General features: G+C 66.5%; 22 protein-coding genes and 1 tRNA gene. 16 read left to right on the forward strand and 7 right to left on the reverse strand.

Annotated elements, in window-relative coordinates:
• Nucleotides 1-302: 302 nt before the first annotated feature.
• From XM53_RS12600 to pdxH, 4 genes are all read right to left on the reverse strand, one after another.
• Nucleotides 303-379 (reverse strand) — tRNA-Pro (locus XM53_RS12600).
• A gap of 148 nt (nucleotides 380-527) precedes the next feature.
• Entirely contained in the window at nucleotides 528-1016 is a 489-nt protein-coding gene (locus XM53_RS12605) for a DUF192 domain-containing protein (RefSeq protein ID WP_082630994.1), read from the reverse strand.
• Entirely contained in the window at nucleotides 980-1519 is a 540-nt protein-coding gene (locus XM53_RS12610; RefSeq protein WP_082630996.1) for a cold-shock protein, read from the reverse strand. The genes XM53_RS12605 and XM53_RS12610 overlap by 37 nt, the downstream gene beginning before the upstream one ends.
• A gap of 119 nt (nucleotides 1520-1638) precedes the next feature.
• Complete coding sequence (gene pdxH / locus XM53_RS12615; protein ID WP_057793847.1) at nucleotides 1639-2244, reverse strand: pyridoxamine 5'-phosphate oxidase; 606 nt, start codon at nucleotides 2242-2244, stop codon at nucleotides 1639-1641.
• 178 nt (nucleotides 2245-2422) lie between these two features.
• On the opposite strand from pdxH, the gene fabI reads away from it, so the two are divergent.
• Genes fabI through XM53_RS12645 form a run of 6 tightly spaced genes read left to right on the forward strand, consistent with a single transcriptional unit; the run spans nucleotide 2423 to nucleotide 8950 of the window.
• Nucleotides 2423-3229: an enoyl-ACP reductase FabI gene (gene fabI / locus XM53_RS12620; protein WP_057793849.1), complete on the forward strand. Its 807-nt coding sequence runs from the start codon at nucleotides 2423-2425 to the stop codon at nucleotides 3227-3229.
• A gap of 24 nt (nucleotides 3230-3253) precedes the next feature.
• The gene (gene gpt, locus XM53_RS12625; RefSeq protein WP_057793851.1) at nucleotides 3254-3754 is read left to right on the forward strand and encodes a xanthine phosphoribosyltransferase; all 501 of its coding nucleotides are present in this window, start codon (nucleotides 3254-3256) and stop codon (nucleotides 3752-3754) included.
• Between the two features lie 10 nt (nucleotides 3755-3764).
• A complete protein-coding gene (locus XM53_RS12630; protein WP_057793854.1) occupies nucleotides 3765-4952 on the forward strand; it encodes an aminotransferase in 1188 nt (395 codons plus the stop codon).
• A 51-nt stretch (nucleotides 4953-5003) separates the two neighbouring features.
• Entirely contained in the window at nucleotides 5004-6845 is a 1842-nt protein-coding gene (locus tag XM53_RS12635; protein WP_057793856.1) for a peptidyl-prolyl cis-trans isomerase, read from the forward strand.
• Between the two features lie 11 nt (nucleotides 6846-6856).
• A complete protein-coding gene (gene trpE / locus XM53_RS12640) occupies nucleotides 6857-8368 on the forward strand; it encodes an anthranilate synthase component I (protein WP_057793857.1) in 1512 nt (503 codons plus the stop codon).
• Between the two features lie 33 nt (nucleotides 8369-8401).
• Complete coding sequence (locus tag XM53_RS12645; RefSeq protein ID WP_057793859.1) at nucleotides 8402-8950, forward strand: pseudouridine synthase; 549 nt, start codon at nucleotides 8402-8404, stop codon at nucleotides 8948-8950.
• A 345-nt stretch (nucleotides 8951-9295) separates the two neighbouring features.
• On the opposite strand, the gene XM53_RS12650 is transcribed toward XM53_RS12645, so the two are convergent.
• Entirely contained in the window at nucleotides 9296-10804 is a 1509-nt protein-coding gene (locus tag XM53_RS12650; RefSeq protein ID WP_236544495.1) for a divergent polysaccharide deacetylase family protein, read from the reverse strand.
• A gap of 198 nt (nucleotides 10805-11002) precedes the next feature.
• On the opposite strand from XM53_RS12650, the gene XM53_RS12655 reads away from it, so the two are divergent.
• The 6 genes from XM53_RS12655 (at nucleotide 11003) to lexA (ending at nucleotide 15854) form a co-directional block, all read left to right on the forward strand.
• Nucleotides 11003-11584: an anthranilate synthase component II gene (locus tag XM53_RS12655; protein ID WP_057793861.1), complete on the forward strand. Its 582-nt coding sequence runs from the start codon at nucleotides 11003-11005 to the stop codon at nucleotides 11582-11584.
• Nucleotides 11581-12603 carry an anthranilate phosphoribosyltransferase gene (gene trpD / locus XM53_RS12660; protein ID WP_057793863.1) on the forward strand — a complete coding sequence of 341 codons (1023 nt, stop codon included), beginning with the start codon at nucleotides 11581-11583 and terminating at the stop codon, nucleotides 12601-12603. The genes XM53_RS12655 and trpD overlap by 4 nt, the downstream gene beginning before the upstream one ends.
• Nucleotides 12600-13415 carry an indole-3-glycerol phosphate synthase TrpC gene (gene trpC / locus XM53_RS12665; RefSeq protein WP_057793865.1) on the forward strand — a complete coding sequence of 272 codons (816 nt, stop codon included), beginning with the start codon at nucleotides 12600-12602 and terminating at the stop codon, nucleotides 13413-13415. Before trpD ends, trpC begins: the two co-directional genes overlap by 4 nt.
• The gene (moaC, locus tag XM53_RS12670; protein WP_057793868.1) at nucleotides 13415-13891 is read left to right on the forward strand and encodes a cyclic pyranopterin monophosphate synthase MoaC; all 477 of its coding nucleotides are present in this window, start codon (nucleotides 13415-13417) and stop codon (nucleotides 13889-13891) included. Before trpC ends, moaC begins: the two co-directional genes overlap by 1 nt.
• A complete protein-coding gene (locus XM53_RS12675) occupies nucleotides 13888-15060 on the forward strand; it encodes a molybdopterin molybdotransferase MoeA (RefSeq protein ID WP_057793870.1) in 1173 nt (390 codons plus the stop codon). Before moaC ends, XM53_RS12675 begins: the two co-directional genes overlap by 4 nt.
• Nucleotides 15061-15143: 83 nt before the next feature.
• The gene (gene lexA, locus XM53_RS12680) at nucleotides 15144-15854 is read left to right on the forward strand and encodes a transcriptional repressor LexA (RefSeq protein ID WP_057793872.1); all 711 of its coding nucleotides are present in this window, start codon (nucleotides 15144-15146) and stop codon (nucleotides 15852-15854) included.
• Here lexA and XM53_RS12685 read toward each other — a convergent pair.
• On the reverse strand, nucleotides 15848-17881 hold the full coding sequence (locus tag XM53_RS12685) for a ComEC/Rec2 family competence protein (protein ID WP_328586676.1): 2034 nt from the start codon (nucleotides 17879-17881) through the stop codon (nucleotides 15848-15850). The genes lexA and XM53_RS12685 overlap by 7 nt on opposite strands.
• An 85-nt stretch (nucleotides 17882-17966) precedes the next feature.
• Between XM53_RS12685 and gltX the strand changes: the two genes are divergently transcribed.
• The 4 genes from gltX to XM53_RS12705 all read left to right on the forward strand — a co-directional run bounded on the left by gltX (nucleotide 17967) and on the right by XM53_RS12705 (nucleotide 22832).
• Entirely contained in the window at nucleotides 17967-19376 is a 1410-nt protein-coding gene (gene gltX / locus XM53_RS12690; RefSeq protein ID WP_057793874.1) for a glutamate--tRNA ligase, read from the forward strand.
• 72 nt (nucleotides 19377-19448) lie between these two features.
• Nucleotides 19449-20744 (forward strand): citrate synthase, encoded by a 1296-nt coding sequence (gltA, locus tag XM53_RS12695; RefSeq protein ID WP_057794070.1) that lies wholly within the window; start codon nucleotides 19449-19451, stop codon nucleotides 20742-20744.
• Between the two features lie 180 nt (nucleotides 20745-20924).
• On the forward strand, nucleotides 20925-21704 hold the full coding sequence (locus tag XM53_RS12700) for a calcium-binding protein (protein ID WP_057793876.1): 780 nt from the start codon (nucleotides 20925-20927) through the stop codon (nucleotides 21702-21704).
• Nucleotides 21705-21896: 192 nt separating this feature from the next.
• Entirely contained in the window at nucleotides 21897-22832 is a 936-nt protein-coding gene (locus XM53_RS12705; protein WP_057793878.1) for a calcium-binding protein, read from the forward strand.
• Here the strand turns inward: XM53_RS12705 and XM53_RS12710 are convergent, their stop codons facing one another.
• Entirely contained in the window at nucleotides 22833-23612 is a 780-nt protein-coding gene (locus tag XM53_RS12710; protein ID WP_057793880.1) for an enoyl-CoA hydratase-related protein, read from the reverse strand.
• Nucleotides 23613-23665: the final 53 nt, after the last annotated feature.

The raw sequence follows: 23665 nt of genomic DNA on the forward strand, positions 1-23665 counted from the left end.
CGGGTTATCCACAGCACCGGGTTTGGCCTGCTGGCGATTCCTTTCCGGGCCCCGTGCGGCTGACCGCCTCAGCGGGGGCCGAAAAAGCGCTTTTATCCGTGTGGCTTAGCCGGTTCTGAACGACCGAGTTCGGCAGGACAACACGCAAGCGCCCAAGAATCCACCACATGTGGTGTTCCGAACACGCCAAAGACCCCAGATAGTGCGCGCACGTGTCTCGACAACACTCGTGGCGGTGTTATCCACAGAATCGACCGCGGGCGCGCGTGCCGGCGTGTCAGTCTTGTCTTGTCGGAAAGAAGTGGTCGGGGCGGCAGGATTCGAACCTACGACCCCCTGTACCCAAAACAGGTGCGCTACCAGACTGCGCCACGCCCCGGACCGTTTGGCCCGTTTAGAGCGGTTTGCCGCGAATGGAAAGCCCCTTTGCGACACGCGCCAAATCTGCGCGACACGTCATCCCGGACGTGATCCGGGATCTCGGGCCGAGAGGTCCCGGGTCAGGCCCGGGACGGGCGCACGCGAGCCTAGTCGGCGGCGCAGGGCCAGGCCGCGGCCCCGATCGCCGGATGGCGCAGCTCGGTGCCTTCGGAGATGCCCAGCTGCCGGGCCAGCCCGCCATTGATCTCCAGCACGTACTGGATGGCATCGCCGCCATAGATCAGCGTCTCGTCCAGAGGTTGCGCCTCGTGATGCACCTTCTGCACCGTGCCGGTGTCGTCGAGGAAGATCATGTCGAGCGGGATGAGCGTGTTGCGCATCCAGAACCGCACCGGGCGCGGCGCCGGATAGGCGAAAAGCATCCCCGCCGAGCGCGCCATGCTCTCGCGGTTCATCAGCCCCTGCGCCCGCTCGGCATTGTCGTCGGCCAGTTCCACGGTAAAGCTGGCCGAGCCCCAGTCGCCGCGCAGATCGACCTTGTCCTCGCGGCAGGCGCCCATTGCGGCCCCCGCCATCAGTACGAGCGCCAAAGCGCCCGTCAGGAGCCTTTGGATTCCTTGACCGCCATTTCCCATCCACACACCTCCGTGGCCATGCGGCCGCGTTTACCTTCTATGACACGAATGGCAAGCGCCTCGCCCGGCTGCAAGTCCGCAAGGCCCGAGCGGCGCAACACTTCTATGTGAACGAACACGTCCTCGTCGCGCCCGAAGGTGTTCGCGAAACCGAACCCCTTGCCCTTGTCGAACCATTTCACCCGCGCCGGTTCCAGCGGGGCGGCGCGGATCACCTCGGGGTCGATGCCTTCCAGATCCGCCAGCCCCGTCGCCTCGGCATCCTCTGGCGGCTCGATCTTCAGCACCTCGACGGCCTGCACGCCGCGATCGGTTTCCTGGACCATCAGCACGATACCGGCGCGGTCGGCGACCGAGCTTTGGCCGAAATTGCGCAGAACATTGGCGTGCAGCAGAATGTCGGGGCCGCCCTCGTCGGCCACGACGAAACCGAACCCCTTGACGGGATCGAACCACTTTACGTGGCCATGCAATTGCCTGGTACCGTCTTCCAAGTTCTTCACGTTCGCCGTCCGCTTGAGCCGTATTCACGGGCCGTTTCAGAATATTGCGCCGAAGTGAGCGCCGGATTCAAGAGAATCCCATGACGTTCAAAGGTTTGCATATTGGCATACAATGCGCCTTACGGGCTTAGCCGTGTGATTTCCCACGCATTTTCGTGTGTTTCGCGTCGCCAGACGAACCGGTCGTGCAGACGGAACGCGCCGTCGGCCCAGAATTCGATTTCAACCGGAGCGATACGAAACCCGCCCCAGTACGCGGGACGCGGTGGATTCGGCCCCTTGGCGGCGGTCACACGGGCCACCTCGGCCATCAGATCGGCGCGTGACCCCAGCGGCTGCGATTGTTTCGACGCCCACGCGCCCAGGCGGCTTTTGAGCGAGCGCGAGGCGAAATAGGCGTCGGCCTCGGGGCCGTCCTCGCGGGTGACGGTGCCGCGCACCCGGATCTGGCGGCGCAGCGATTTCCAGTGCAGCACCAGCGCGGCCTTGCCGCTGGCCGCGATCTCGGCGCCCTTGGCGCTCTCGTAATTCGTATAGAACACGAAGCTGTCCGCGCCGATGGATTTCAGCAGCACCATGCGCACGTTGGGCAGGCCGCTCTGGTCGACCGTGGCCAGCGCCATGGCGTTGGGATCGTTGATCTCGGTCTCTTCCGCCTCGGCCAGCCAGGCGCGGGCGATCTCGAACGGATCGTCACCTGCGAATTTGCCGCTTCTGTCGCTCATTGCCTTTTCCCCGTCTGCATCGTTCCTGCGCTAGACCGTGCCGCGCGCGGACGCAAGCGGAACCGCTTTGTCCGGCCACAGACATTGCCGACATGGCGCATCGCTTGGTCTTTGGCTTGATGCACCTTGGCCAATCGCCTAAAGCAGTCAGACAAGCGAAGTGGGCCGAGGGCACTGAATGTCAAATCAACTGATGGCGGGCAAGCGTGGGCTGATCATGGGATTGGCCAATGACAAATCCATTGCATGGGGAATCGCCAAGGCCTGCGCCGAGGCCGGTGCCGAACTGGCCTTTTCCTACCAGGGTGAGGCCTTGCTGAAACGCGTGGCCCCGCTGGCCGAACAGCTGGGCAGCGACACGGTGCTGCCGTGCGACGTGGCCGACATGGCCTCGATCGGGGCGCTGTTCGACGCGTTGGAAAAGAAATGGGGCAAGATCGACTTTCTGGTCCATGCCATCGGTTTTTCCGACAAGAACGAGCTGCGCGGTCGCTACGTCGACACCAGCCGCGAGAATTTCATCAAGACGATGGATATCTCGGTCTATTCCTTCACCGCCGTGGCCCACCGCGCCGAGAAACTCATGACCGATGGCGGCTCGATGCTGACGCTGACCTATTACGGCGCCGAGCAGGTGATGCCGCATTACAACGTCATGGGCGTGGCCAAGGCCGCGCTGGAGGCGTCGGTGAAATACCTGGCCGAGGATCTGGGCCGCGACGGTATCCGCGTGAACGCCATCTCGGCGGGGCCGATCCGCACGCTGGCCGCCAGCGGTATCGGCGACTTCCGCTATATCCTGAAGTGGAACGAGCTGAACTCGCCCCTGCGCCGCAACATCACGATCGAGGATGTGGGTAAGTCCGCGCTCTATCTTCTCAGCGATCTGGGCAGCGGCACCACAGGCGAGAACCTGCACGTGGACGCAGGATACCATATCGTCGGCATGAAGGCCGTCGATGCGCCGGATATCGACAAGAGCTGATCTGCCCCGGACGGGAGACACCGCATGACCGACCGCCTGCCCCACGAAAAAGGCTTTCACGTCAGCTGGGACCAGCTGCACCGCGACGCGCGGGCACTGGCTTGGCGGTTGCAGGACGAGGCGCCCGCCGAGGCCGACTGGAAAGCCGTGGTGGCCATCACCCGCGGCGGCATGGCGCCCGCGATGATCGTGGCGCGCGAGCTGGACATCCGCGCGGTCGACACGATCAGCGTGAAATCCTATGACCACCAGACCCAGGGCAAGCCCCAGATCCTGAAATCCCCCGACCCGGACCTTGTGGGCGATGGTGAGGGTGTGCTGATCGTCGACGACCTTGTCGATACCGGCAAGACGCTGGAGGTGGTCCGCGCGGCCCTGCCCCGCGCCCATGTCGCCACCGTCTATGCCAAGCCGCAGGGGCGCGAGCTTGTCCATACCTTCGTTACCGAAGTCAGCCAGGACACCTGGATATTCTTCCCGTGGGACATGGCCCTGCAATATGTCGAGCCCTATCGCGGGGCCTGAGGACACGATCATGACAAGCCGCACCGAGACGACCTTTTCGCCCCCGGTGATGGAGGCGCGGCGCTGGCTGGAGGGCGTCACCTTCCCGCCCGAGCGCCCGCTGATCAACGTGAGCCAGGCCGCCCCGGTGGACCCGCCGCCCGAACAGTTGCGCAAGGTGATCGCCGAGGCCGCGCTGAACGAGCCGCAGGCGCATCTTTACGGCCCGGTTCTGGGCCGCCCCGACCTGCGCGAGGAAGTCGCCCGCCAGTGGTGCGGCGCTTACGGCGGGGCCATCGCGGCAGACCAGGTCGCCATCACCTCGGGCTGCAACCAGGCCTTTGCCGCCACCATCGCGGGGCTCTGCACCGAAGCCGACGAGGTCATCCTGCCCACCCCGTGGTACTTCAACCACAAGATGTGGCTCGACATGCAGGGCGTCACGTCGGTGCCCCTGCCCACCGATGACGCGCTGCTGCCCGACCCTGGACGGGCCGAAGCCCTGATCACGCCCCGGACGCGGGCGATTTCGCTTGTCACCCCCAACAATCCCGGCGGCGTCGAGTATCCCGCCGAACTGGTGCGGGCGTTTTTCGATCTGGCCCGCCGTCACGGCATCGCGCTGATCGTGGACGAGACCTACCGCGATTTCGACGCCCGAAGCGGCGCGCCGCATGACCTGTTCACCGATCCCTCGTGGGACGACACGCTCATTCAGCTTTATTCCTTCTCCAAGGCCTACCGCCTGACCGGCCACCGCGTGGGTGCGATGGTCGCCAGCCGCGCGCGCCTCGCCGAGGCCGAGAAGTTTCTGGACACCGTCACCATCTGCCCCAACCAGCTGGGCCAGATTGCCGCCCTGTGGGGGATGCAGAACCTTTCGCAATGGCTGGCCGGTGAGCGGGACGAGATCCTCGACCGCCGCGCGGCGATTTCCGACAACATGGCCAAGCTCAAAGGCAAGGGCTGGCGCCTCATGGGCTGTGGCGCCTATTTCGCCTATCTCCGCCATCCATTCGCCATGCCGTCCGATGAACTGGCGCAGAAACTGGTGGCCGAGGCGGGCATCCTGCTCTTGCCCGGCACCATGTTCCAGCCCGCCGAAGCGCCCCAAGGCAAACGCGAGCTGCGCGTGGCCTTCGCCAACGTGGACCGCGCCGAAATCGGCACGCTCTTCGACCGGCTCTCGGCGCTCGACTGGCCCCTTGCTCCTCACTGAAACCGGCCTTAGACAGGCCTGAACCGCACGAGCAGCCCCGGGGGAGGCCACATGGCAGCCAAAAGCATCACGAAACCGCTTGTCTGGATCTTGATGGGTCTTCTGATCCTCGGTCTTGGCGGCTTCGGCGTCACCAGCCTGTCGGGCACCCTGCGCACCGTGGGGTCCGTGGGCGAGGCCGAGATCTCGGTCCAGGACTATTTCCAGGGCCTGCAGAACGAGATCCGCGCCGAAGAGGCCGACCGCGGCGAAAGCATCAGCTTTGCACAGGCCCAGCAATTGAACATCCCCGAAAAGGTGATGGGCCAGCTGACCGTGCAGGGTGCGCTGGACCATGAAACCATCGTCAACAACATCTCGGTGGGCGACGCGAACCTGGCCGACCAGATCACCTCGATGCGCCAGTTCACCGGCCCGGGCGGCGAGTTCGACCGCGAGGCGTACCGCTTTACCCTCGACCGCATGGGCATGAACGAATCCGAGTTCGAGGACGACATCCGCCGCGAGATCGCCCGCAGCTTCATCCAGGCCGCGGTGCTGTCGGGCGTCACCATGCCCGAGGCCTATACCGACACCGTCAAGCAATACCTGGGCGAACGGCGCGGCATCGAATGGGCCATCCTGGAACGTGGCGACCTGGAGGTCGGCGTGCCCGACCCCACCGAGGAAGAGCTGGCCGCGTACCATTCGGAAAACGAGGCGCAGTTCACCCGCCCCGAGCTGAAGCGCATCACCTACGCGCTTCTGACGCCCGAGATGATCCTCGACACGGTCGAAGTGGACGAAGAGGCGCTGCGCGAGGCCTATGAGGCGCGACGCGACGAGTTCGTGCAGCCCGAGCGCCGGCTGGTGGAACGGCTGGTCTTTTCCGACACCGAAGCCGCCGAGGCCGCGATGACCCGGCTGGACGAGGGCGAGGCGAGCTTCGAGGATCTGGTGGCCGAACGCGGGCTGGACCTGGCCGACACCGACATGGGCACCGTCACCGCCGCCGATCTGGGCGAGGCCGCCGACACCGTGTTTCAGGCCGCCCCGTCCGAAGTGGTCGGCCCCCTGCCCAGCAGCGTCGGCCCCGCGCTTTTCCGTGTGAACGCGGTGCTTCAGGCGCAAGAGACCACCTTTGAAGAGGCCGAGCCGGAGCTGCGCGACATCATCGCCGCCGACCGCGCCCGCCGCGTGGTCGAAGGCCGCGTCGATGCGGTCGACGACCTTCTGGCCGGTGGCGCCACCATCGAAGACCTGGGCGCCGAGACCGCGATGCGCGTCGACCAGATCGACTGGCACCCGGGCATGTCCGAGGATATCGCCGCCTACGAGGGCTTTCGCGCCGCCGCCGCAAACCTCAGCGCGGACGACTATCCCGAAGTGATCGAGTTGGAGGATGGCGGCATCTTCGCCATGCGCCTGGACGAGGTCGTGCCCCCCACCCTGCAACCGCTGGACGAGGTGCGCGACGCCGTCACCGAGGCCTGGACCCAGACCAAAATCAACGAACTGCTGCGAGAACAGGTGGCCGGTAAGGTCGGCCGCCTCGCCACCGGCGAAAGCTTCGAGGATGTCGAGCTGACCGTGGATGGCAGCGAAGAGGTGACCCGCCGCGGCTTTATCGATCAAGCGCCGCAGGAATTCATCCAGACCGTCTTTGGCATGGAGGCGGGCGAGGTCGAGGTGATCAACGGCAATGGCCGCATCTTCGTGCTGAAGCTCAACACGATCGAGCCGCCCGACCCCGAGGATGGCGACCTGCAACAGATCGACCAGTTCCTGCGCAACGAGACGGCGGGCAGCCTCTCGCAGGATCTCTTCCAGGTTCTGGCCAACGACATCCGCACCCGCGCCGGGGTCAGTTTCGACCAGGGCGCGCTCAACGCCGTGCACAACAACTTTCAGTAAGGGCGCCACCGTTGGACCTGACCCCGTCATTCGAGGATTTCGCCAAAGGCCACGAGGCCGGGCAGAACCAGGTCGTCTATGCCCGGCTGGCCGCCGATCTGGACACGCCGGTGTCGCTGATGCTGAAGCTGACGGGCGCGGCCCGCGATGCCTTCCTGCTGGAGTCGGTGACGGGCGGCGAGGTGCGCGGGCGCTATTCCATGATCGGGATGAAGCCCGACCTGATCTGGCAGTGCCACGGGCAGACCAGCCGCATCAACCGGCAGGCACGTTTCGACAGCGACGCGTTTGAACCGCTGGAGGGCTCGCCGCTCGACACGCTGCGCGCGCTGATCGCCGAAAGCCGGATCGACCTGCCCGAGGGCCTGCCCGCCGCCAGCGCCGGCCTCTTCGGCTATCTGGGCTATGACATGATCCGGCTGGTCGAACACCTGCCGGATGTGAACCCTGACCCGCTGGGCCTGCCCGATGCGGTGATGATCCGCCCCTCGGTGGTTGCCGTGTTGGACGGGGTCAAGGGCGAGGTGATCGTCGTGGCCCCCGCCTGGGTCAGCGACGGGCAAAGCCCGCGCGCGGCCTATGCCCAGGCCGCCGAGCGGGTGATGGACGCGGTGCGCGATCTGGAACGCGCCCTGCCCCAGCAGGCCCGCGACCTGGGCGATGCGCACGAGGTGGGCGAGCCGGTCAGCAACTTCACCCGCGACGGCTACAAGGCCGCGGTGGAACAGGCCAAGGAATACATCCGCGCGGGCGACATCTTTCAGGTCGTGCCCAGCCAGCGCTGGACGCAGGACTTTCCGCAGCCGCCCTTCGCGCTCTATCGCAGCCTGCGGCGCACCAACCCGTCGCCCTTCATGTTCTATTTCAACTTCGGCGGTTTCCAGGTGGTGGGCGCCAGCCCCGAAATCCTGGTGCGGGTAATGAAGGGCGAGGTCACGATCCGGCCCATTGCCGGCACAAGGCCGCGCGGTGCCACGCCCGAGCAGGACCGCGCCAACGAAGCCGACCTGCTGGGCGATCAAAAGGAACTGGCCGAGCACCTGATGCTGCTGGACCTGGGCCGCAATGATGTGGGCCGCGTGGCGAAAATCGGCACGGTGCGCCCCACCGAGGAATTCATCATCGAACGCTACAGCCACGTCATGCATATCGTGTCGAATGTGGTGGGCGAGTTGTCAGACGACCACGACGCCCTGTCTGCCCTGCTGGCCGGCCTGCCGGCGGGCACGGTCAGTGGCGCGCCCAAGGTCCGCGCGATGGAGATCATCGACGAGCTGGAGCCGGAAAAGCGCGGCGTCTACGGCGGCGGCGTGGGCTATTTCAGCTGCACCGGCGACATGGATGTCTGCATCGCCCTGCGCACCGCTGTGGTCAAGGACGGCAAGCTGTATATCCAGGCGGGCGGCGGCGTGGTCTATGACAGCGACGCCGAGGCCGAGTACATGGAAACCGTCCACAAATCCAACGCCATCCGCCGCGCCGCCGCCGATGCCACCCGCTTCACCGGCAATGGCAACACGTAGGGTGGGGTTTCACCCCACCACTCTCCACCCCCCATGCTGATCCTCTTCAACAAACCCATGGGCGTCCTGTCGCAGTTCACCGACAAGGGCACCGAGGACAGCCCCCGCCCCACGCTTTCGGCCTATATCGACATCCCCGGCGTCTATCCCGCCGGGCGGCTCGACCGCGACAGCGAGGGGCTGCTCTTGCTGACCGACGACGGCAAGCTTCAGGCGCGCCTGTCGAACCCGAAGTTCAAGACCGAGAAAACCTATCTGGTGCAGGTCGAGGGCGAGCCCGACGACGACGCCCTTAACGCGCTGGCCCGGGGCGTCACGCTCAAGGACGGCCCCACACGCCCCGCGAAAGCGCGCCGGATCGACCCGCCTGACCTCTGGGAGCGTGACCCGCCTGTCCGGTTCCGCAAATCCGTGCCCGATTGCTGGCTGGAGATGACCATATCCGAAGGCCGCAACCGCCAGGTCCGCCGCATGACGGCACATGTGGGCCACCCCACCCTGCGGCTGGTGCGCTGGCGCGTGGGGGATTTCACGCTGGACGGGATCGCGCCCGGGGAATGGAAGGCCGTTGTCGGCAGGTGAGCGCAGAGCGTGGTGCGTCTCGGGTGATCTGTCAGAGCCCCTTGAGACATCGGTGTGGCGCCCCCAGCCGGTTAACAGCCGCGAAGCGGCCCGGCCATCGTCAGCCCCTCCTACGGGCTGGCGATTTGGCAAAGGCTGGGCGCAACAATCATTCTGGGGATGTATTTGGCAGGCATAAAGTGCTTCAGAATTGCCGTCGGATCGCCATCCCAGGGGCTGACGCTCGCCTACGTCGTGAATGGCACCAGAGTCCGCTTCGCCGACCTTTCGAAACAAGCACCCGCGCGGAATCAACGTGCAGCTTGCTGCACCGCCGCGCATCGCCGTACCGCCAACCGGACGTCCCTACTCCGCCGTCAGCACCGCAGACACCGGCGCCAGCGCCACGCTGGCCGCGCGGTCCTGCAAGCCCCACAAGAGCAGCGCGCTGATCGTGTCGGGGCGCAGGCGGCCCACCATGATCACGCCGCCCTCTTCCTGGCCCGCGCGGAACGCGGCCTGGTCCAGGAACCGGCGCACCGCGCTGGCGTTCTGGCCGTTCGAGTCGAAATCGCGGAACACCGTGGCCGAAGGCACGCCCTCGCGCGCGATCAGCTTCTGCGCGGTGTTCAGCCCGTTGGGAAACATCACCAGCCCGTGGCCGCTGTCCTTGAGGATCGGCGCCAGCTGCTCGGCGGCCTCGCGGCTGGATTGCAGGCCGGTCCCCGTGCCCTCGAACACCGCCACGGCCTCGGGGACCGCGTCCAGCAGGACACTCATCGAGGTTTCGGCATCGCTCGCGGCGGCGTTCTGCGGCAGGTTCACCATGGCCAGCACCTCCATCCCCGCCGCGCGGTACGTGGCGGCGGTCTGGGCCGCGTCGGGGCGCGATGCGTCGACCGCAAAGCTGAGCGGATAGGGAAAATCCGCCAGCGCGGCGGGACCAATCGGGCTGGTGCCGTCGTCGATCAGGATGATCGACATCAGCGGCTTGTTCTCGGGGTTCTCGAATTCGGCGGCATAGCGCCGGACCGGCGGCAGGGCTTCGGCTTCTTCGACTGCGTCTTCGGCTGCGGCCTCGGCGGGCTCTGGCTCTGCCTCGGGATCGGGCGCGGGGTCAAGCGCGGTGGGCAGTCGGTTGGTGGTCACGCCTTCGGCGATGTCGCCGATCGTGCCGGTCGTGCCGGTCTCCGTCTCCTCGGTCTCCGTCTCCTCGGGCGCGGCCTCCTCGGGTGCGGCCTCTGCCGCTGCTTCACCCGCCTCTGCCGAAGGTGCCGCCGGCGCCTGCGGGGCATCGACGACCGGCTCGTCCTCGGCCTCCGGCGTCGCCGCATCGGTTTCGGCCTCCGCCTGCGTTTCGCCGTTCGCCTCGGGGTCCGCATCGCTGTCGGCCTCAGGCGTGGCCGTCCCTTCGGTCCCGGCCTGCGGCGCGGGGAAGGCCGCACTGTCCTCTTCGGCCTCTGGCACCACCGGCTGTGCCGGTTCGGTCGAGATCGACAGGTCATCCTCGCCCGCCGGCGCCTCGGGCGCCTGGGCCTGCGGGTTGGGCAAAACCGGCTCTTCGGTGCCGACAGTGACGCCGGTTTCGCCCTCGGGCGTCTCCGGCGCGCTCAGCGCGGCCTCGGGCTGGCCGGTTTCGGGCTGCCCCGACGAGGTCGTGTCGGCACCGTCCATCGAACTCAGGTCATCAGGCTCGGGCGCGGTCACCTGCGGCACGGCGTCGGGCGTGGGCGTGTCCTGCAACTGCGGCAGCGAGGCCGCGTCGTCGTCGCGCGACTGGTCGAACTCGGACCCGGGCGGCACCTCGACCGGCGTCGCCTGAGGCGGGGTATCGCCCGGCATCCCGCTCAGCACCGAGGCCCCGGCCAGAAGCACTCCCGACAAGGCCGTTCCAGATACCAGTCCGGCAAGAAATCCGCGTAACACTGCTTTTGCCCTCTTATTTCTTTCTTAACAGTTTTGCGCCTCTTGACCCTGCCGCGCAACCCTGAGCATCTATACCCCGATTGAAAGGTCGGGTCATAGGCCCGAAATGACACGGCACAGACGGGAAATTGGCGGGAAATTGGCGACATGCTGCTGCTTATCGATAACTACGACAGTTTCACCTACAACCTCGTGCAATATGTGGGCGAGCTGGGCGCGGACGTACAGGTGCACCGCAACGACGCCCTGAACGTGCAAGAGGCGATGGCGATGAAGCCGGCGGGTATCCTGCTGTCGCCCGGCCCCGGCACGCCGTCGCAGGCGGGCATCTGCAAGGCGCTGATCGAGGCGGCGGCGGACACGGGCACGCCCCTTCTGGGGGTCTGCCTGGGCCATCAGGCCATCGGCGAGGTCTTCGGCGGCACGGTCACGCGCCATACCGATATCGTGCATGGCAAGATGGGCACGATGCACCACACCGCCTCGGGCGTCTTTGCCGGGCTGCCCACGCCCTTCGAGGCGACGCGCTATCACTCCCTCGTCGTGGCGCGCGACACCTGCCCCGATGTGCTTGATATCACGGCAGAGCTTGAGGACGGCACGATCATGGGCCTGCAACACAAATCGCTGCCCATCCACGGCGTGCAATTCCACCCCGAATCGATCCGCTCGCAGCATGGTCACGCCCTGCTGAAGAATTTCCTCGACGTGATGAAGGTGCCCGCGTGAGCGACAGCCTGAAGCCCCTGATCGGCGCCGCCGCCGACCGCCCCCTGACCCGGGACGAGGCCGAGGCGGCCTTTACCACCCTCTTCGAGGGCGAGGCGACGCCGGCGCAGATGGGCGGCTTCCTGATGGCCCTGCGCACGCGCGGCGAGACGGTGGACGAATACGCCGCCGCCGCCGCCGTGATGCGCGCCAAGTGCAACAAGGTCCGCGCGCCCAAGGGGGCGATGGACATCGTCGGCACCGGCGGCGACGGCAAGGGCACGCTGAATATCTCGACCGCCACCGCCTTTGTCGTCGCGGGCGCGGGCGTGCCCGTGGCCAAGCACGGCAACCGCAACCTCAGTTCCAAGTCCGGCGCGGCCGATGCGCTCACGCAGATGGGTGTCAACGTAATGGTTGGCCCGGATGTGGTTGAGAAGGCTTTGGAAAACGCCGGCATCGCCTTTATGATGGCGCCCATGCATCACCCGGCCATGGCCCATGTCGGCCCAGTGCGCGCCGAACTTGGGACGCGCACGATCTTCAATATCCTTGGGCCCCTCACCAACCCGGCGGGCGTCAAACGCCAGCTGACCGGCGCGTTCAGTCCCGACCTCATCCGCCCCATGGCCGAAACCCTGGGCAAGCTCGGCTCCGAACGGGCCTGGCTGGTCCACGGCGGCGATGGCACCGACGAACTGAGCATCTCCGCCCCCAGCCAGCTGGCCGCGCTGGAAGAAGACGGCACCATCCGCGAGGCCGAGATTCACCCCGAAGACGCCGGCCTGCCCGTCCACCCGTTCGAGGATATCCTGGGCGGCACGCCCGAGGAAAACGGCCGCGCCTTCCGTGCCCTGCTGGACGGCGCGCCGGGCGCCTACCGCGACGCCGTGCTGCTGAACGCCGCCGCGGCGCTGGTGGTGGCGGGCCACGCGAGCGACCTCAAACAAGGCGTCGAACAGGCCCGCGACAGCATCGACAGCGGCGCCGCGAAATCGCGCATCGAAACCCTTGCCAGAATAACGTCGGAGGCCGCATGAGCACGCCATCCATCCTGGAAAAGATAAAGGCCTACAAGCTGGAGGAGATTGCCGCCGCAAAGGCCAACAAGTCCTTGGAAACGCTGGAATCCGAGGCCGCAAACGCCCCCGTTGTGCGCCCCTTCGGCGACGCGCTTTTGCAGGCCAGCAAGACCGGCTTCGGTCTGATTGCCGAGATCAAGAAGGCCAGCCCCTCCAAGGGTCTCATCCGCGAGGATTTCGACCCCGCCGCGCTGGCCGCCGCCTATGCCGAAGGCGGCGCGACCTGCCTGTCGGTGCTGACCGACACGCCCAGTTTCCAGGGCGCGCCCGAGTACCTGGTGCAGGCCCGCGAGGCCTGCGATCTGCCGGTGCTGCGCAAGGATTTCCTCTATGACCCCTACCAAGTGGTCGAGGCCCGCGCCTGGGGCGCCGACTGCATCCTGATCATCATGGCCTCGGTCAGCGACGCGCAGGCGATCGAGCTGGAAGAGGCCGCGCGCGAGCTTGGGATGGACGCGCTGATCGAGGTCCATAACGAGGCCGAACTGGACCGCACCGGCGTGCTGAAATCAAACCTTCTGGGCATCAACAACCGGGATCTCAACACGTTCGAGACCTCGCTCGATGTGACCAAGCGGCTGGCCCGGCTCGCACCCATCGACCACTTGCTGATCTCGGAAAGCGGGCTTTACACCAATGACGACCTGGCCGAGATGGCCCGCTACGGCACGCGCTGCTTCCTGATCGGCGAAAGCCTGATGCGGCAGAACGATGTCACCGCCGCCACACGCGATATCCTGTCGGGCAGCACCCCGGCCGCGCACGTCTGATGGCCGGGCTCACGCATTTCGACGGCAAGGGCGACGCCCACATGGTCGACGTTTCGGACAAGGACGTGACGGACCGCGTCGCGGTGGCCGAGGCGCACATCAAGATGGCCCGAGAGACCTTTGATATCATTACTGAAGGCCGCGCCAAGAAGGGCGACGTTCTGTCCGTCGCCCGCCTCGCTGGCATCATGGGCGCCAAGCGCACGTCCGAGCTGATCCCGCTCTGCCACCCCTTGCCCATCGCCAAGGTCGCGGTGGAACTGACCCCCGACCCCGACCTGCCCGGCATCCGCATCACCGCCACGGTCAAGACCACTGGCCAGACCGGGGTGGAGATGGAGGCGCTGACCGCGGCCAGCACTGCGGCGCTGACGGTCTATGACATGGCCAAGGCCGTGGACCGCGCAATGGAAATCGGCGGGCTGCGCGTGGTGCTGAAAGACGGCGGAAAATCGGGCCGTTACGAGGCCAAATGATTACCGTCGACGAGGCTCTTGCCCACCTCTTCTCGCTCGTCTCCCGCTTGGAGCCGGAAACCGTTCCGCTGCGCGAGGCGCATGGCCGCGTGCTGGCGCAGGATGCCGAGGCGCGGCGCGACCAGCCGCCGTTCGATGCTTCCTCGATGGACGGCTATGCCGTCAAACGTTCCGAGGCCGTGCCGGGCGCCAGCTTTGACGTCATCGGCGAATCCGCCGCCGGGCATGGCTTTGATGGCACCGTCAACGCGGGTCAGGCCGTGCGCATCTTCACCGGCGCGCCGGTGCCCGAGGGCGCGGACAAGGTCGTGATCCAAGAGGACGTCACCCGCGATGGCGACCGCATCACCCTGGGCGACAGGCTGGAAGACAAGCCGAACATCCGCCCCCGCGGCGACGATTTCCGCATCGGCGACCGGGTCGAGGCGCCGCGCCTTCTGTCGCCCGAGGACGTCGCGCTTTTGGCGTCGATGAACGTGGCCGAGGTCACCGTCACCCGCAAACCCAAGGTGGCCCTCATTGCCACCGGCGACGAGCTGGTGATGCCGGGCGAAGACCCCGGCCCCGACCAGATCATCGCGTCCAATTCCTTCGGGCTTTGCGCCCTGCTGGACACGCTGGGGGCCGAGCCCCGGATGCTGCCCATCGCCGGCGACACGCGCGAGGCGCTGGAAACCGCCTTTGATCTTGCCAAGGGCGCGGATCTTGTCGTGACCATCGGCGGCGCGTCGGTGGGCGACCACGATCTTGTCGGTGCGGTGGCCGGCGATCTGGGCATGGATCGCGCGTTCTACAAGGTGAAAATGCGCCCCGGCAAACCCCTGATGGCGGGCCGGATGGGGGATGCCGCCATGCTGGGCCTGCCCGGCAACCCCGTCTCGGCCATGGTCTGCGGACATATCTTCATGGCCCCGATGATCCGCGTCATGCAGGGCCTGCCCGCCATGCCCGCCCCACGCCTTTCGGCCAAACTGGCCACAGCCATGCCCCCCGGCAGCCCGCGCGAGCATTACATGCGCGCCCAGGTCGAGGACGGCACCATCCTGCCCGAACGCAGCCAGGACAGCGGGATGCTGTCGGTCCTGGCCCGCGCCAACGCGCTGCTCATCCGCCCCGCCGACGACGCCCCCCGGGCGCAGGGCGACTGGGTGGATTACGTGCCGATCTGACCGCTTATCCACAGACCCGTTGACACAAAACGAGAACATGCGTAGAACAAATGTAAACACATGGATCGTGGAGACGTGGGAAAATGCTGACCAAGAAACAGCTCGATCTGCTGGAATTCATTCACAAGCGGGTGCAGCGCGATGGCGTGCCGCCCAGCTTTGACGAGATGAAGGATGCGCTGGACCTGCGCTCCAAGTCCGGCATTCACCGCCTGATCACGGCGCTGGAGGAACGCGGCTTCATCCGCCGGCTTGCCCACCGTGCGCGTGCGCTGGAAATCATCAAGCTGCCCGACAGCATGACAAGCGACATGATCGGCGGCGGTGGCGGCGGCTTTACCCCCCGTGTGATCGAGGGCGACCGCCCCGAGGACCAGCCCGCAGATGCACGTCCGGTCGAGGCGGTGCACGCGCTGGAACTGCCCGTCATGGGCCGCATTGCCGCCGGTGTCCCGATCGAGGCCATCGCCCATGCCAGCCACAACGTGGCCGTCCCCGGCGACATGATCGCCGGCCCCGGTCAGCATTACGCGCTGGAAGTAAAAGGCGACTCGATGATCGAGGCCGGCATCAATGACGGCGACGTGGTGGTGATCCGCGAGACATCCACCGCCGACAATGGCGATATCGTCGTGGCGCTGGTCGAGGATCAGGAGGCAACGCTGAAGAAATTCTACCGCCGCGGCAATGCCATAGCCCTGGAAGCCGCTAACCCGGCCTACGAGACCCGCGTGCTGCCCGAAGACCAGGTCAAGGTGCAGGGCCGCCTCGTGGGCCTTATCCGTACCTACTGACGACTATCGGACCGCCCAGGACGGTCAATGTTCCAAAGTCGTGCGCCCGTCATGTCGCGGGCGCTCACGGCGCGCAGTCCGTCCTTCTCGCGCCAGATCGCCAACGCGCCGGTGTCCTTCAGCGTGCCGGGATGGATCGCGCGGCATGGCAATTCCGCCCGCGGCACGTTGTTGAACACCACCCAGTCCTTGGGCGCGCAGTCGGTGAACTCTTCTGCCGCCCGCTTGCCCCGGACGGCGGTGATCGGCCAGCCCGCGCCGCCCGCCACCTGCGTCCAGCGGGCAAAGGCCCCTTCCTGATCCGCCGGGTCGCCGTCATTCTCCAGCCAGTTCATCGCCACGAAGCCTGACGCGCGGCCCGTGGACAGCGCCCGCCCCTCGGGCGTCATCACGCCGACGAGGCTGCCGGTGTCGGAGACAAGGATATCTGGCCGCTCCGCCTCCGACCACAGCACGAAGGCCGCTGCCACCGGCACCGCCCCCGAGAACCGCGCCCGCCCTTGCCACAGCACGACGAAAAGCGCTCCCAGCGACAAGAGCGGCAGCACCCATGGCCCCGGCCGCACCACCGTGCCCCGCGCGCCGTCCAGCCCCGAGACCCAATGCGCCACACCCAGGATCCACTCCAGCGCGGGCTGCATCACGCCCAGTGCCAGCCCTTCCAGCCCCAAGGGCATCAAAAGGCCGGCCAGCACCGCCATGGGCATGACAAGCATGCCCATCAGCGGCACGCTCATCAGGTTCGCCACCAGCCCGTAATGCGCGATCTGGTTGAAATGCGCAGCCGCAATGGGCGCCGTCGCCAGCCCCGCCACGAAGGACGACATCACCACCGCCCAGACCGGCCGCATCCACTTGGGCCCCACGCGCCAGTCCCGGTCGCGCAAGGCGCCGAAGACCGCCACCAGCGCGGTCGTCGCCGCAAACGACATCTGGAACCCCGGCCCCATCAGCGCCTCGGGCCGCAGCACCAGAATGATGCAGGCCGCCAGCGCCACCGCCCGCAAGCTGAGCGCGCGCCGGTCCGCCAGCACCGCCAGCAGCATCACCGCCACCATGACGAAGGCCCGCTCGGTGGCCACGTTGCCGCCCGACAGCGCCAGGTACCCCGCCGCCGCCAGCAGCGCACCCACCGCCGCGATCTTCTTGGTGGGCAGGCGCAGGCCCCAGCCCGGCAAGGCGGCCATCCCCAGCCGCAACGCGGCAAAGACGAACCCCGCCAAAAGCCCCATGTGCAGACCCGATATGGCCAGAAGATGCGCCAGGTTCGACACGCGCAGGGCGGTCAGCGTCTCCTGCCCCATGCCCGAGCGGTCGCCGGTCATGATCGCCGCCGCGAACGCCCCGGCCTCGCCCGGCATCTGCGCCTGGATGCGGTCCGACAATGCCATGCGCGTCTTGAACAGCACCTGCCCGCCCGCCGCCGGTTCCAGCAGCAGGACGGGCGTGCGCGTGTAGCCCACGGCACCCAGCCCCTTGAACCACGCGTGCCGCTGAAAATCGAAACCGCCCGGCTCGACCGGGCCGGCGGGCGGCGACAGGTGCGCGGTCAGGATCAGCGTCTCGCCCGGGCGCGGATCGGCCCCCTCGGCCGCGCCGTGAAACGACACCCGCACGCGCCCCGGCGTGATGTCGGGGCCCATGTTGCGCAGCACCACGCGGTCCAGCGTCACCCGCAGCGCGTCCGAGCTTGATCGGTCGATATCCACCACGCGCCCCTCGACCGGGCCGTAATAGCGCCAGCCCAGCTTGGCATCCGCCACGCCATGCGCCCGCACGGCGGCGATGCAGACACCAACGGCCACAAGCGCCACGGCCCAGATCACCGGCGCCAGCCCCGCGCCGACGGCCCGAAGCACCACAAGCGCCGCTCCAATGCCCCCGGCCAGCGCCGCGTAAACCCAAAGCGGCGGCTCGGCTTTCAGCCCGAAATAAAGCGCGATCCCGCAGGCCAGCATCACCGGCACCCACGCAAACAGGTGCCCGCGCTGATCCATCCACGCGGCGACGGCACGCTGCCAAAGCACCAAGGCTTGTCTCCCTTTTCATGGGCCGATAGACAGGCACCGTATTGATACGTCTCCCATGCTTACCGAAAGGTTAACCGGCCCCATGTCGCAGCCAGTTGTCACCCGATTTGCCCCTTCGCCGACCGGATACCTGCATATCGGCGGCGCGCGCACGGCGCTTTTCAACTGGTTGTTTGCGCGGCGTCACGGCGGCTCGTTCCTTCTGCGCATCGAAGATACCGACCGCGCCCGCTCGACCCCCGAGGCGACGCAGGCGATATTGGACGGGCTTGCGTGGCTGGGCCTCGATCATGACGGCGAAGCGGTCAGCCAGGCCGCCCGCGTCGACCGCCACGCAGAGGTCGCGAACGAGTTGCTGGCCAACGATCAGGCTTACAAGTGCTTTGCCACGCAGGAAGAAATCCAGGCCTTCCGCGATCAGGCCAAGGCCGAGGGCCGCTCCACCCTCTACCGCAGCCCGTGGCGCGACGCCGACCCCGCCACGCACCCCGACGCGCCCTATGTCATCCGCATCAAGGCCCCGCTGGAGGGCACGACCACCATTGCCGACACCGTGCAGGGCGACGTCACCATCCGCAACGATCAGCTGGACGACATGGTCCTGCTGCGCTCTGACGGCACGCCGGTCTACATGCTGGCCGTGGCGGTGGACGACCACGACATGGGCGTCACCCACGTCATCCGCGGCGACGACCACCTCAACAACGCCGCCCGCCAGATGTTGATTTACACCGCGATGGGCTGGCCCCTGCCCGTCTACGCCCACATCCCGCTGATCCACGGCCCCGACGGCAAGAAGATGAGCAAGCGGCACGGCGCGCTTGGCGTTGATGAGTACCAGAAACAGGGGTACCCGGCGGCGGGGATGCGCAACTATCTCGCCCGACTGGGATGGAGCCACGGCGACGACGAGTTTTTCACCGACGATCAGGCGAAGGCGTGGTTCGACCTCGACGGAATCGGCAAATCCCCGGCCCGCTTCGACTTCAAGAAGCTGGAAAATCTGTGCGGGCAGCACATCGCCGCCAGCGACGATGCTGCACTGCTGCATGAACTGAACGGTTTTCTTGACGCGACGGCATCCGCGCCCTTGTCTGAGCCGAAACAGGCGCTGATGCTGGACGGCATGTACTGCCTGAAAGAGCGCGCCAAGACCTTCCCGGAACTGCTTGACAAGGCACAGTTTATTCTGACAGACCGCCCTGTCGAGCCGGACGAGAAAGCCGCCGCGCAGCTAGACGATGTATCCCGTGGTATACTGCGCGAATTGACGCCGCACTTGCAAAATGCTAACTGGTCGCGCAACGATCTGGAAGAGGCGGCGAACGCGTTCGCGGCCTCCAAGGAACTCAAGTTCGGCAAGCTGGCCGGCCCGATGCGGGCCGCACTGGCCGGTCGGGCGGCAACACCGAGCGTGTTTGACATGATGCTGGTCCTGGGCCGGGAGGAATCCCTCGCCCGACTGAATGATGCTGCCTCGCAGAGCGGTTAACCCGCTCGTAAGGCGTGCTGGAATATGCAGCCAAGGTGCGCCATGCGCCGCGGCATGACGAGGGAGATCCTGATGGCAGACAGTACCAAAACTGCAAAACTGACGATCGAAGGCACCGAGTACGAGCTTCCGATCTATTCGCCCACCGCCGGCCCGGACGTGATCGACATCCGCAAGCTTTACGCGCAGGCGGGCGTGTTCACCTATGATCCCGGCTTCACCTCGACCGCCAGCTGCGACAGCACGATCACCTATATCGACGGCGGCAAGGGCGAGCTTCTGCATCGCGGCTACCCGATCGACCAGCTGGCCGAGAAATCCCACTATCTCGAAGTGTGCTATCTGTTGCTCTACGGCGAGCTGCCCTCTGCCGCGCAGCTGGAAGACTTCGAATCCCGCGTGACCAACCACACCATGCTGCACGAACAGATGCAGTTCCTGTTCCGCGGCTATCGCCGTGACGCGCACCCGATGGCCATCATGGTCGGCGTGGTCGGTGCGCTGTCGGCCTTCTACCACGACAGCACCGACATCTCGGACCCGTGGCAGCGCGAGGTTGCGACGATCCGACTGATCGCCAAGATGCCCACCATCGCGTCGATGGCCTATAAATACACGCTGGGCCAGCCCTTCGTGTACCCGCGCAACGAGCTCGACTATGCCTCGAACTTCCTGCGCATGTGCTTTGCCGTCCCGGCCGAGGATTACGAGGTCAACCCGATCCTTTCGCGCGCCATGGACCGCATCTTCACGCTCCATGCCGACCACGAGCAGAACGCCTCGACCTCCACGGTGCGGCTTGCGTCCTCGTCGGGCGCCAACCCGTTTGCCTGTGTCGCGGCGGGCATCGCCTGCCTCTGGGGTCCGGCCCATGGCGGCGCCAACCAGGCCTGCCTGGAAATGCTTCAGGAAATCGGCACGCCCGACCGCATCCCGGAATTCATCAAGCGCGCCAAGGACAAGGACGATCCTTTCCGCCTGATGGGCTTCGGCCACCGTGTCTACAAGAACTTCGATCCGCGCGCCAAGGTGATGAAGCAATCCGCCGACGAGGTGCTGGACCTTCTGGGCATCGAGAACAACCCGACGCTTCAGGTCGCCAAGGAGCTTGAGAAACAGGCGCTGGAAGACTCCTACTTCACCGAGAAGAAGCTGTTCCCGAACGTCGATTTCTACTCGGGCATCATCCTCGAGGCGATGGGCTTCCCGACGTCGATGTTCACGCCCATCTTCGCGCTCAGCCGCACGGTCGGCTGGATTTCCCAGTGGAAGGAAATGATCGGCGATCCGCAGCTGAAAATCGGCCGCCCGCGCCAGCTCTACAAGGGCGAGACGCTGCGCGACTACGTGGATATGGAAAACCGCTGAGCCCGGAACACCAATGCGACAACGCCCCGCCGATGCGGGGCGTTTTTCGTTGCGGCACAGCTGCCCGCCGCTGATCTTTAAAATTTTATTGGAAAGCGTGCGCCTGTCTCAGTGCGGATTTACCGGCTGTTCAGTCCTCTGGCCCAAGATGCCCGGAACTGGGGTTAGCGAGGGCGCGATATGGCCATTATGGGCATTCTGTTACTTGTGGGCGGTGCCATGGCGGGGCTTGTCGGCCTCGGCGGGCTCGACCTGCCGGAGGTCGAACAGGACGCGGGCAACCGCAACGCCGCCGATGCCGATCCGGATGGGGCGGACCCTGATGCGACGGGCCAGGTCAAGCCCGGCGACGACCTGATCCTGGGCACCGACAGTGCCGAGGCGCTGACCGGCGAGCGCGGTGGCGACTGGCTCCTGGGCCTTGACGGCGACGACACGCTGTCGGGCGGTGCGGGCGGCGACGTCATCCTTCCCGGTGACGGCGCCGACGTGGTGCAGTCGGGCACCGGCAACGATTTTGTCGAGGCGGCCAATATCGTCGACGAGGCGGCCCTGCGCGCCTCAGCCGCCACGGCCACGGATATTTTCAGCATCAGCTTCGCCTATGACCTGCCCGCCACCTCCGACGCGGGCGACGTGATCGACCTGGGCGATGGCGACGACACGGTGGTGGCCGGCTCTGACGACACCGTCACCGGCGGGCCGGGCGACGACGAATTCGCCCTGGGCGACTGGATCGAGGGCGACGCCCCGGTCGAGATCGCCGATTTCGACGCCGCCGAGGACATCATCACCTTTGTCTATGATCGCGATGGCGATGCACCCGAACTCTCGGTCGAGCGCAACGAGACCACGGGCGTGACCACGATCCTGGCCGATGGCCGTTCGATCGCCGTGCTGCGCGACGCCAGCCCTGAATTTTCGCTGCGCAACGTCGCCGTCGGGCGCTACACCGCCTAACCGGTCGGGCCGCCCCAGACCGAGCGTTGGAACACTTCCTGGTTTTTCAGTTTATTGTTCCCGGAGCGGCGACAATGCAGGGCCGGAATCGCCATCTGATGATGAAATTCGACCCTCGCGCGCGAATGTTCAGGACCGGATACAAACGCGGCAGTATTCTGCAAGCGTGTGAGTCTCCTGGGGAATTCTTTCATGCTTGGTATAGTTCTGCTCAGTCTTCTGGGCATCGGTGCGACGGCCGCGCTGGCCATCGACCTTCTTGACGATGATGACGACGACAACGCGCGTGCACCGGACACGCCGGGCGAGGAAGAGCCCGAAACCGGCGGCCCCGGCCCCCTGCCCGAAGAGCCGGAAACCGGTGGCCCCGATCCCCTGCCGACCGACGGGATCAACCCGATCACAGGTACGGCGGGCGCCGATTCGATTGTTGGTACGGATGCCATTGATTTCATCGACGCCGAAGGCGGCGATGACGTGGCGCGTGGCGGCGCGGATGGCGACATCATCGATGGCGGCGATGGCGACGACCGGTTGTTCGGCGAAGCCGGGCAGGACGTGATCGCGGGCAATGCCGGCAACGACTTCCTGCGCGGCGGGGCCGACGACGATATCCTGATCGACAGCGACGGCGCCGACACCTTGCGCGGGGACACCGGCGACGACTTGATCCTGTCCACCGGCCTGACCGATCAGACCGCTTTCATCGACGCGGTCCGCACCGCGGCCCGTGATTTTGAAAATGGCGTGACGGCGTCGCTCGACGATCTGCCGGGCCTGGACCTGACCCAAGATGAAGACACCCAAGGCGACGAGGTCGATGGCGGCGCCGGCAGCGATGCCATGATCTTCGGCCAGGACGACACGGTGTCCGGCGGCTACGGCTTTGACCTTTTCATCGGCGGCAGCCCTCTTCTGGCGGGCAACCCAGCCACCATCACGGATTTCGAAGTGAACGAGGAGCTGCTTGTGCTGACCTACGAAGGCAGCGAGCCCCCGGACCTCAGCCTGACGGATGTGGGCGGCGACGCCGTGGTCAGCCTCGACGGCGCCCCCGCCGTCATCCTGGCCGGGCTTGGCGGGTCTTTCCTGCTCAGCGACGTGGAACTAATCGAGCTCGCCGACTGATCAGCGCCCTTCGTATTCCGGCTTGCGCTTGTCCAGGAAGGCGGTCACGCCTTCCTGGAAATCCCGTGTCCGACCGCATTCGCCTTGCAACTGCGCCTCGAGGTCCAGCTGCTTGTCGAAGCCGTTTTCCCAGCTGCCGCGCACCGCGCGCTTGATCCCGCCATAGGCCGCCGTCGGCCCCTTGGCCAGGTGCGCCGCCCGCGTCTGCCAGTGCAGCTCGAACGCGTCATCCTCGACCGCCTCCCATATGAGGCCCCAGGCATCCGCCTGCCGCGCCGAAATCGGCTCGGCGAACAGCGCCGCGCCCATCGCCTTGGCCGCGCCCACCTGCCGCGGCATCCAATAGGTGCCGCCCGCATCCGGGATCAGCCCGATCCGCGCAAAGGCCTGCAGGAAATAGGCGCTTTCCGTGGCGATCACCACGTCGAAGGCCAGCGCCAGGTTCGCCCCCGCCCCCGCCGCGGGGCCGTTCACGGCCGCAATCGTCGGCACCGGACAGTCCGAGATCATCCGCAGCATCGGCTCGTACTCGTCGCGCAACACGCGCTCCACGTCCAGCGCCGCCGCCGTTCCGTTGTCCGACAGGTCCTGCCCCGAGCAGAACGCCTTGCCATTGCCGGTCAGCACCACCACCCGCGCCTCGCGCCCGGCACGCTGAACCGCGTCGGTGATTTCGGCCCGCATCTGTGTGTTGAGCGCGTTCATCTTGTCGGCGCGGTTCATCCGCAGCACGGCGATGTCGTCTTTCAGGTCGTATGTCAGGGTCTCGTAACGTGTCATCGGGCGGGCCTCCATCTGGCGTCTGACGCCAATCAACCCCGCGCGGCCCGGAA

The sequence above is a fragment of the Roseovarius atlanticus genome, from assembly GCF_001441615.1.
GTDB classification, from domain to species: Bacteria; Pseudomonadota; Alphaproteobacteria; order Rhodobacterales; family Rhodobacteraceae; genus Roseovarius; species Roseovarius atlanticus.

Bases quoted from the DNA above. Each gene is read 5' to 3' on its own strand.
- XM53_RS12705 (WP_057793878.1), top strand. From the start codon at position 21,897: ATGCTTGGTATAGTTCTGCTCAGTCTTCTGGGCATCGGTGCGACGGCC.
- gpt (WP_057793851.1), top strand. From the start codon at position 3,254: ATGACCGACCGCCTGCCCCACGAAAAAGGCTTTCACGTCAGCTGGGAC.
- moaC (WP_057793868.1), top strand. From the start codon at position 13,415: ATGGCCGGGCTCACGCATTTCGACGGCAAGGGCGACGCCCACATGGTC.
- XM53_RS12635 (WP_057793856.1), top strand. From the start codon at position 5,004: ATGGCAGCCAAAAGCATCACGAAACCGCTTGTCTGGATCTTGATGGGT.
- lexA (WP_057793872.1), top strand. From the start codon at position 15,144: ATGCTGACCAAGAAACAGCTCGATCTGCTGGAATTCATTCACAAGCGG.
- XM53_RS12655 (WP_057793861.1), top strand. From the start codon at position 11,003: ATGCTGCTGCTTATCGATAACTACGACAGTTTCACCTACAACCTCGTG.
- XM53_RS12710 (WP_057793880.1), bottom strand. From the start codon at position 23,612: ATGACACGTTACGAGACCCTGACATACGACCTGAAAGACGACATCGCC.
- gltA (WP_057794070.1), top strand. From the start codon at position 19,449: ATGGCAGACAGTACCAAAACTGCAAAACTGACGATCGAAGGCACCGAG.
- XM53_RS12645 (WP_057793859.1), top strand. From the start codon at position 8,402: ATGCTGATCCTCTTCAACAAACCCATGGGCGTCCTGTCGCAGTTCACC.
- trpC (WP_057793865.1), top strand. From the start codon at position 12,600: ATGAGCACGCCATCCATCCTGGAAAAGATAAAGGCCTACAAGCTGGAG.
- fabI (WP_057793849.1), top strand. From the start codon at position 2,423: ATGTCAAATCAACTGATGGCGGGCAAGCGTGGGCTGATCATGGGATTG.
- gltX (WP_057793874.1), top strand. From the start codon at position 17,967: ATGTCGCAGCCAGTTGTCACCCGATTTGCCCCTTCGCCGACCGGATAC.
- pdxH (WP_057793847.1), bottom strand. From the start codon at position 2,244: ATGAGCGACAGAAGCGGCAAATTCGCAGGTGACGATCCGTTCGAGATC.
- XM53_RS12675 (WP_057793870.1), top strand. From the start codon at position 13,888: ATGATTACCGTCGACGAGGCTCTTGCCCACCTCTTCTCGCTCGTCTCC.
- XM53_RS12700 (WP_057793876.1), top strand. From the start codon at position 20,925: ATGGCCATTATGGGCATTCTGTTACTTGTGGGCGGTGCCATGGCGGGG.
- XM53_RS12630 (WP_057793854.1), top strand. From the start codon at position 3,765: ATGACAAGCCGCACCGAGACGACCTTTTCGCCCCCGGTGATGGAGGCG.
- XM53_RS12605 (WP_082630994.1), bottom strand. From the start codon at position 1,016: ATGGGAAATGGCGGTCAAGGAATCCAAAGGCTCCTGACGGGCGCTTTG.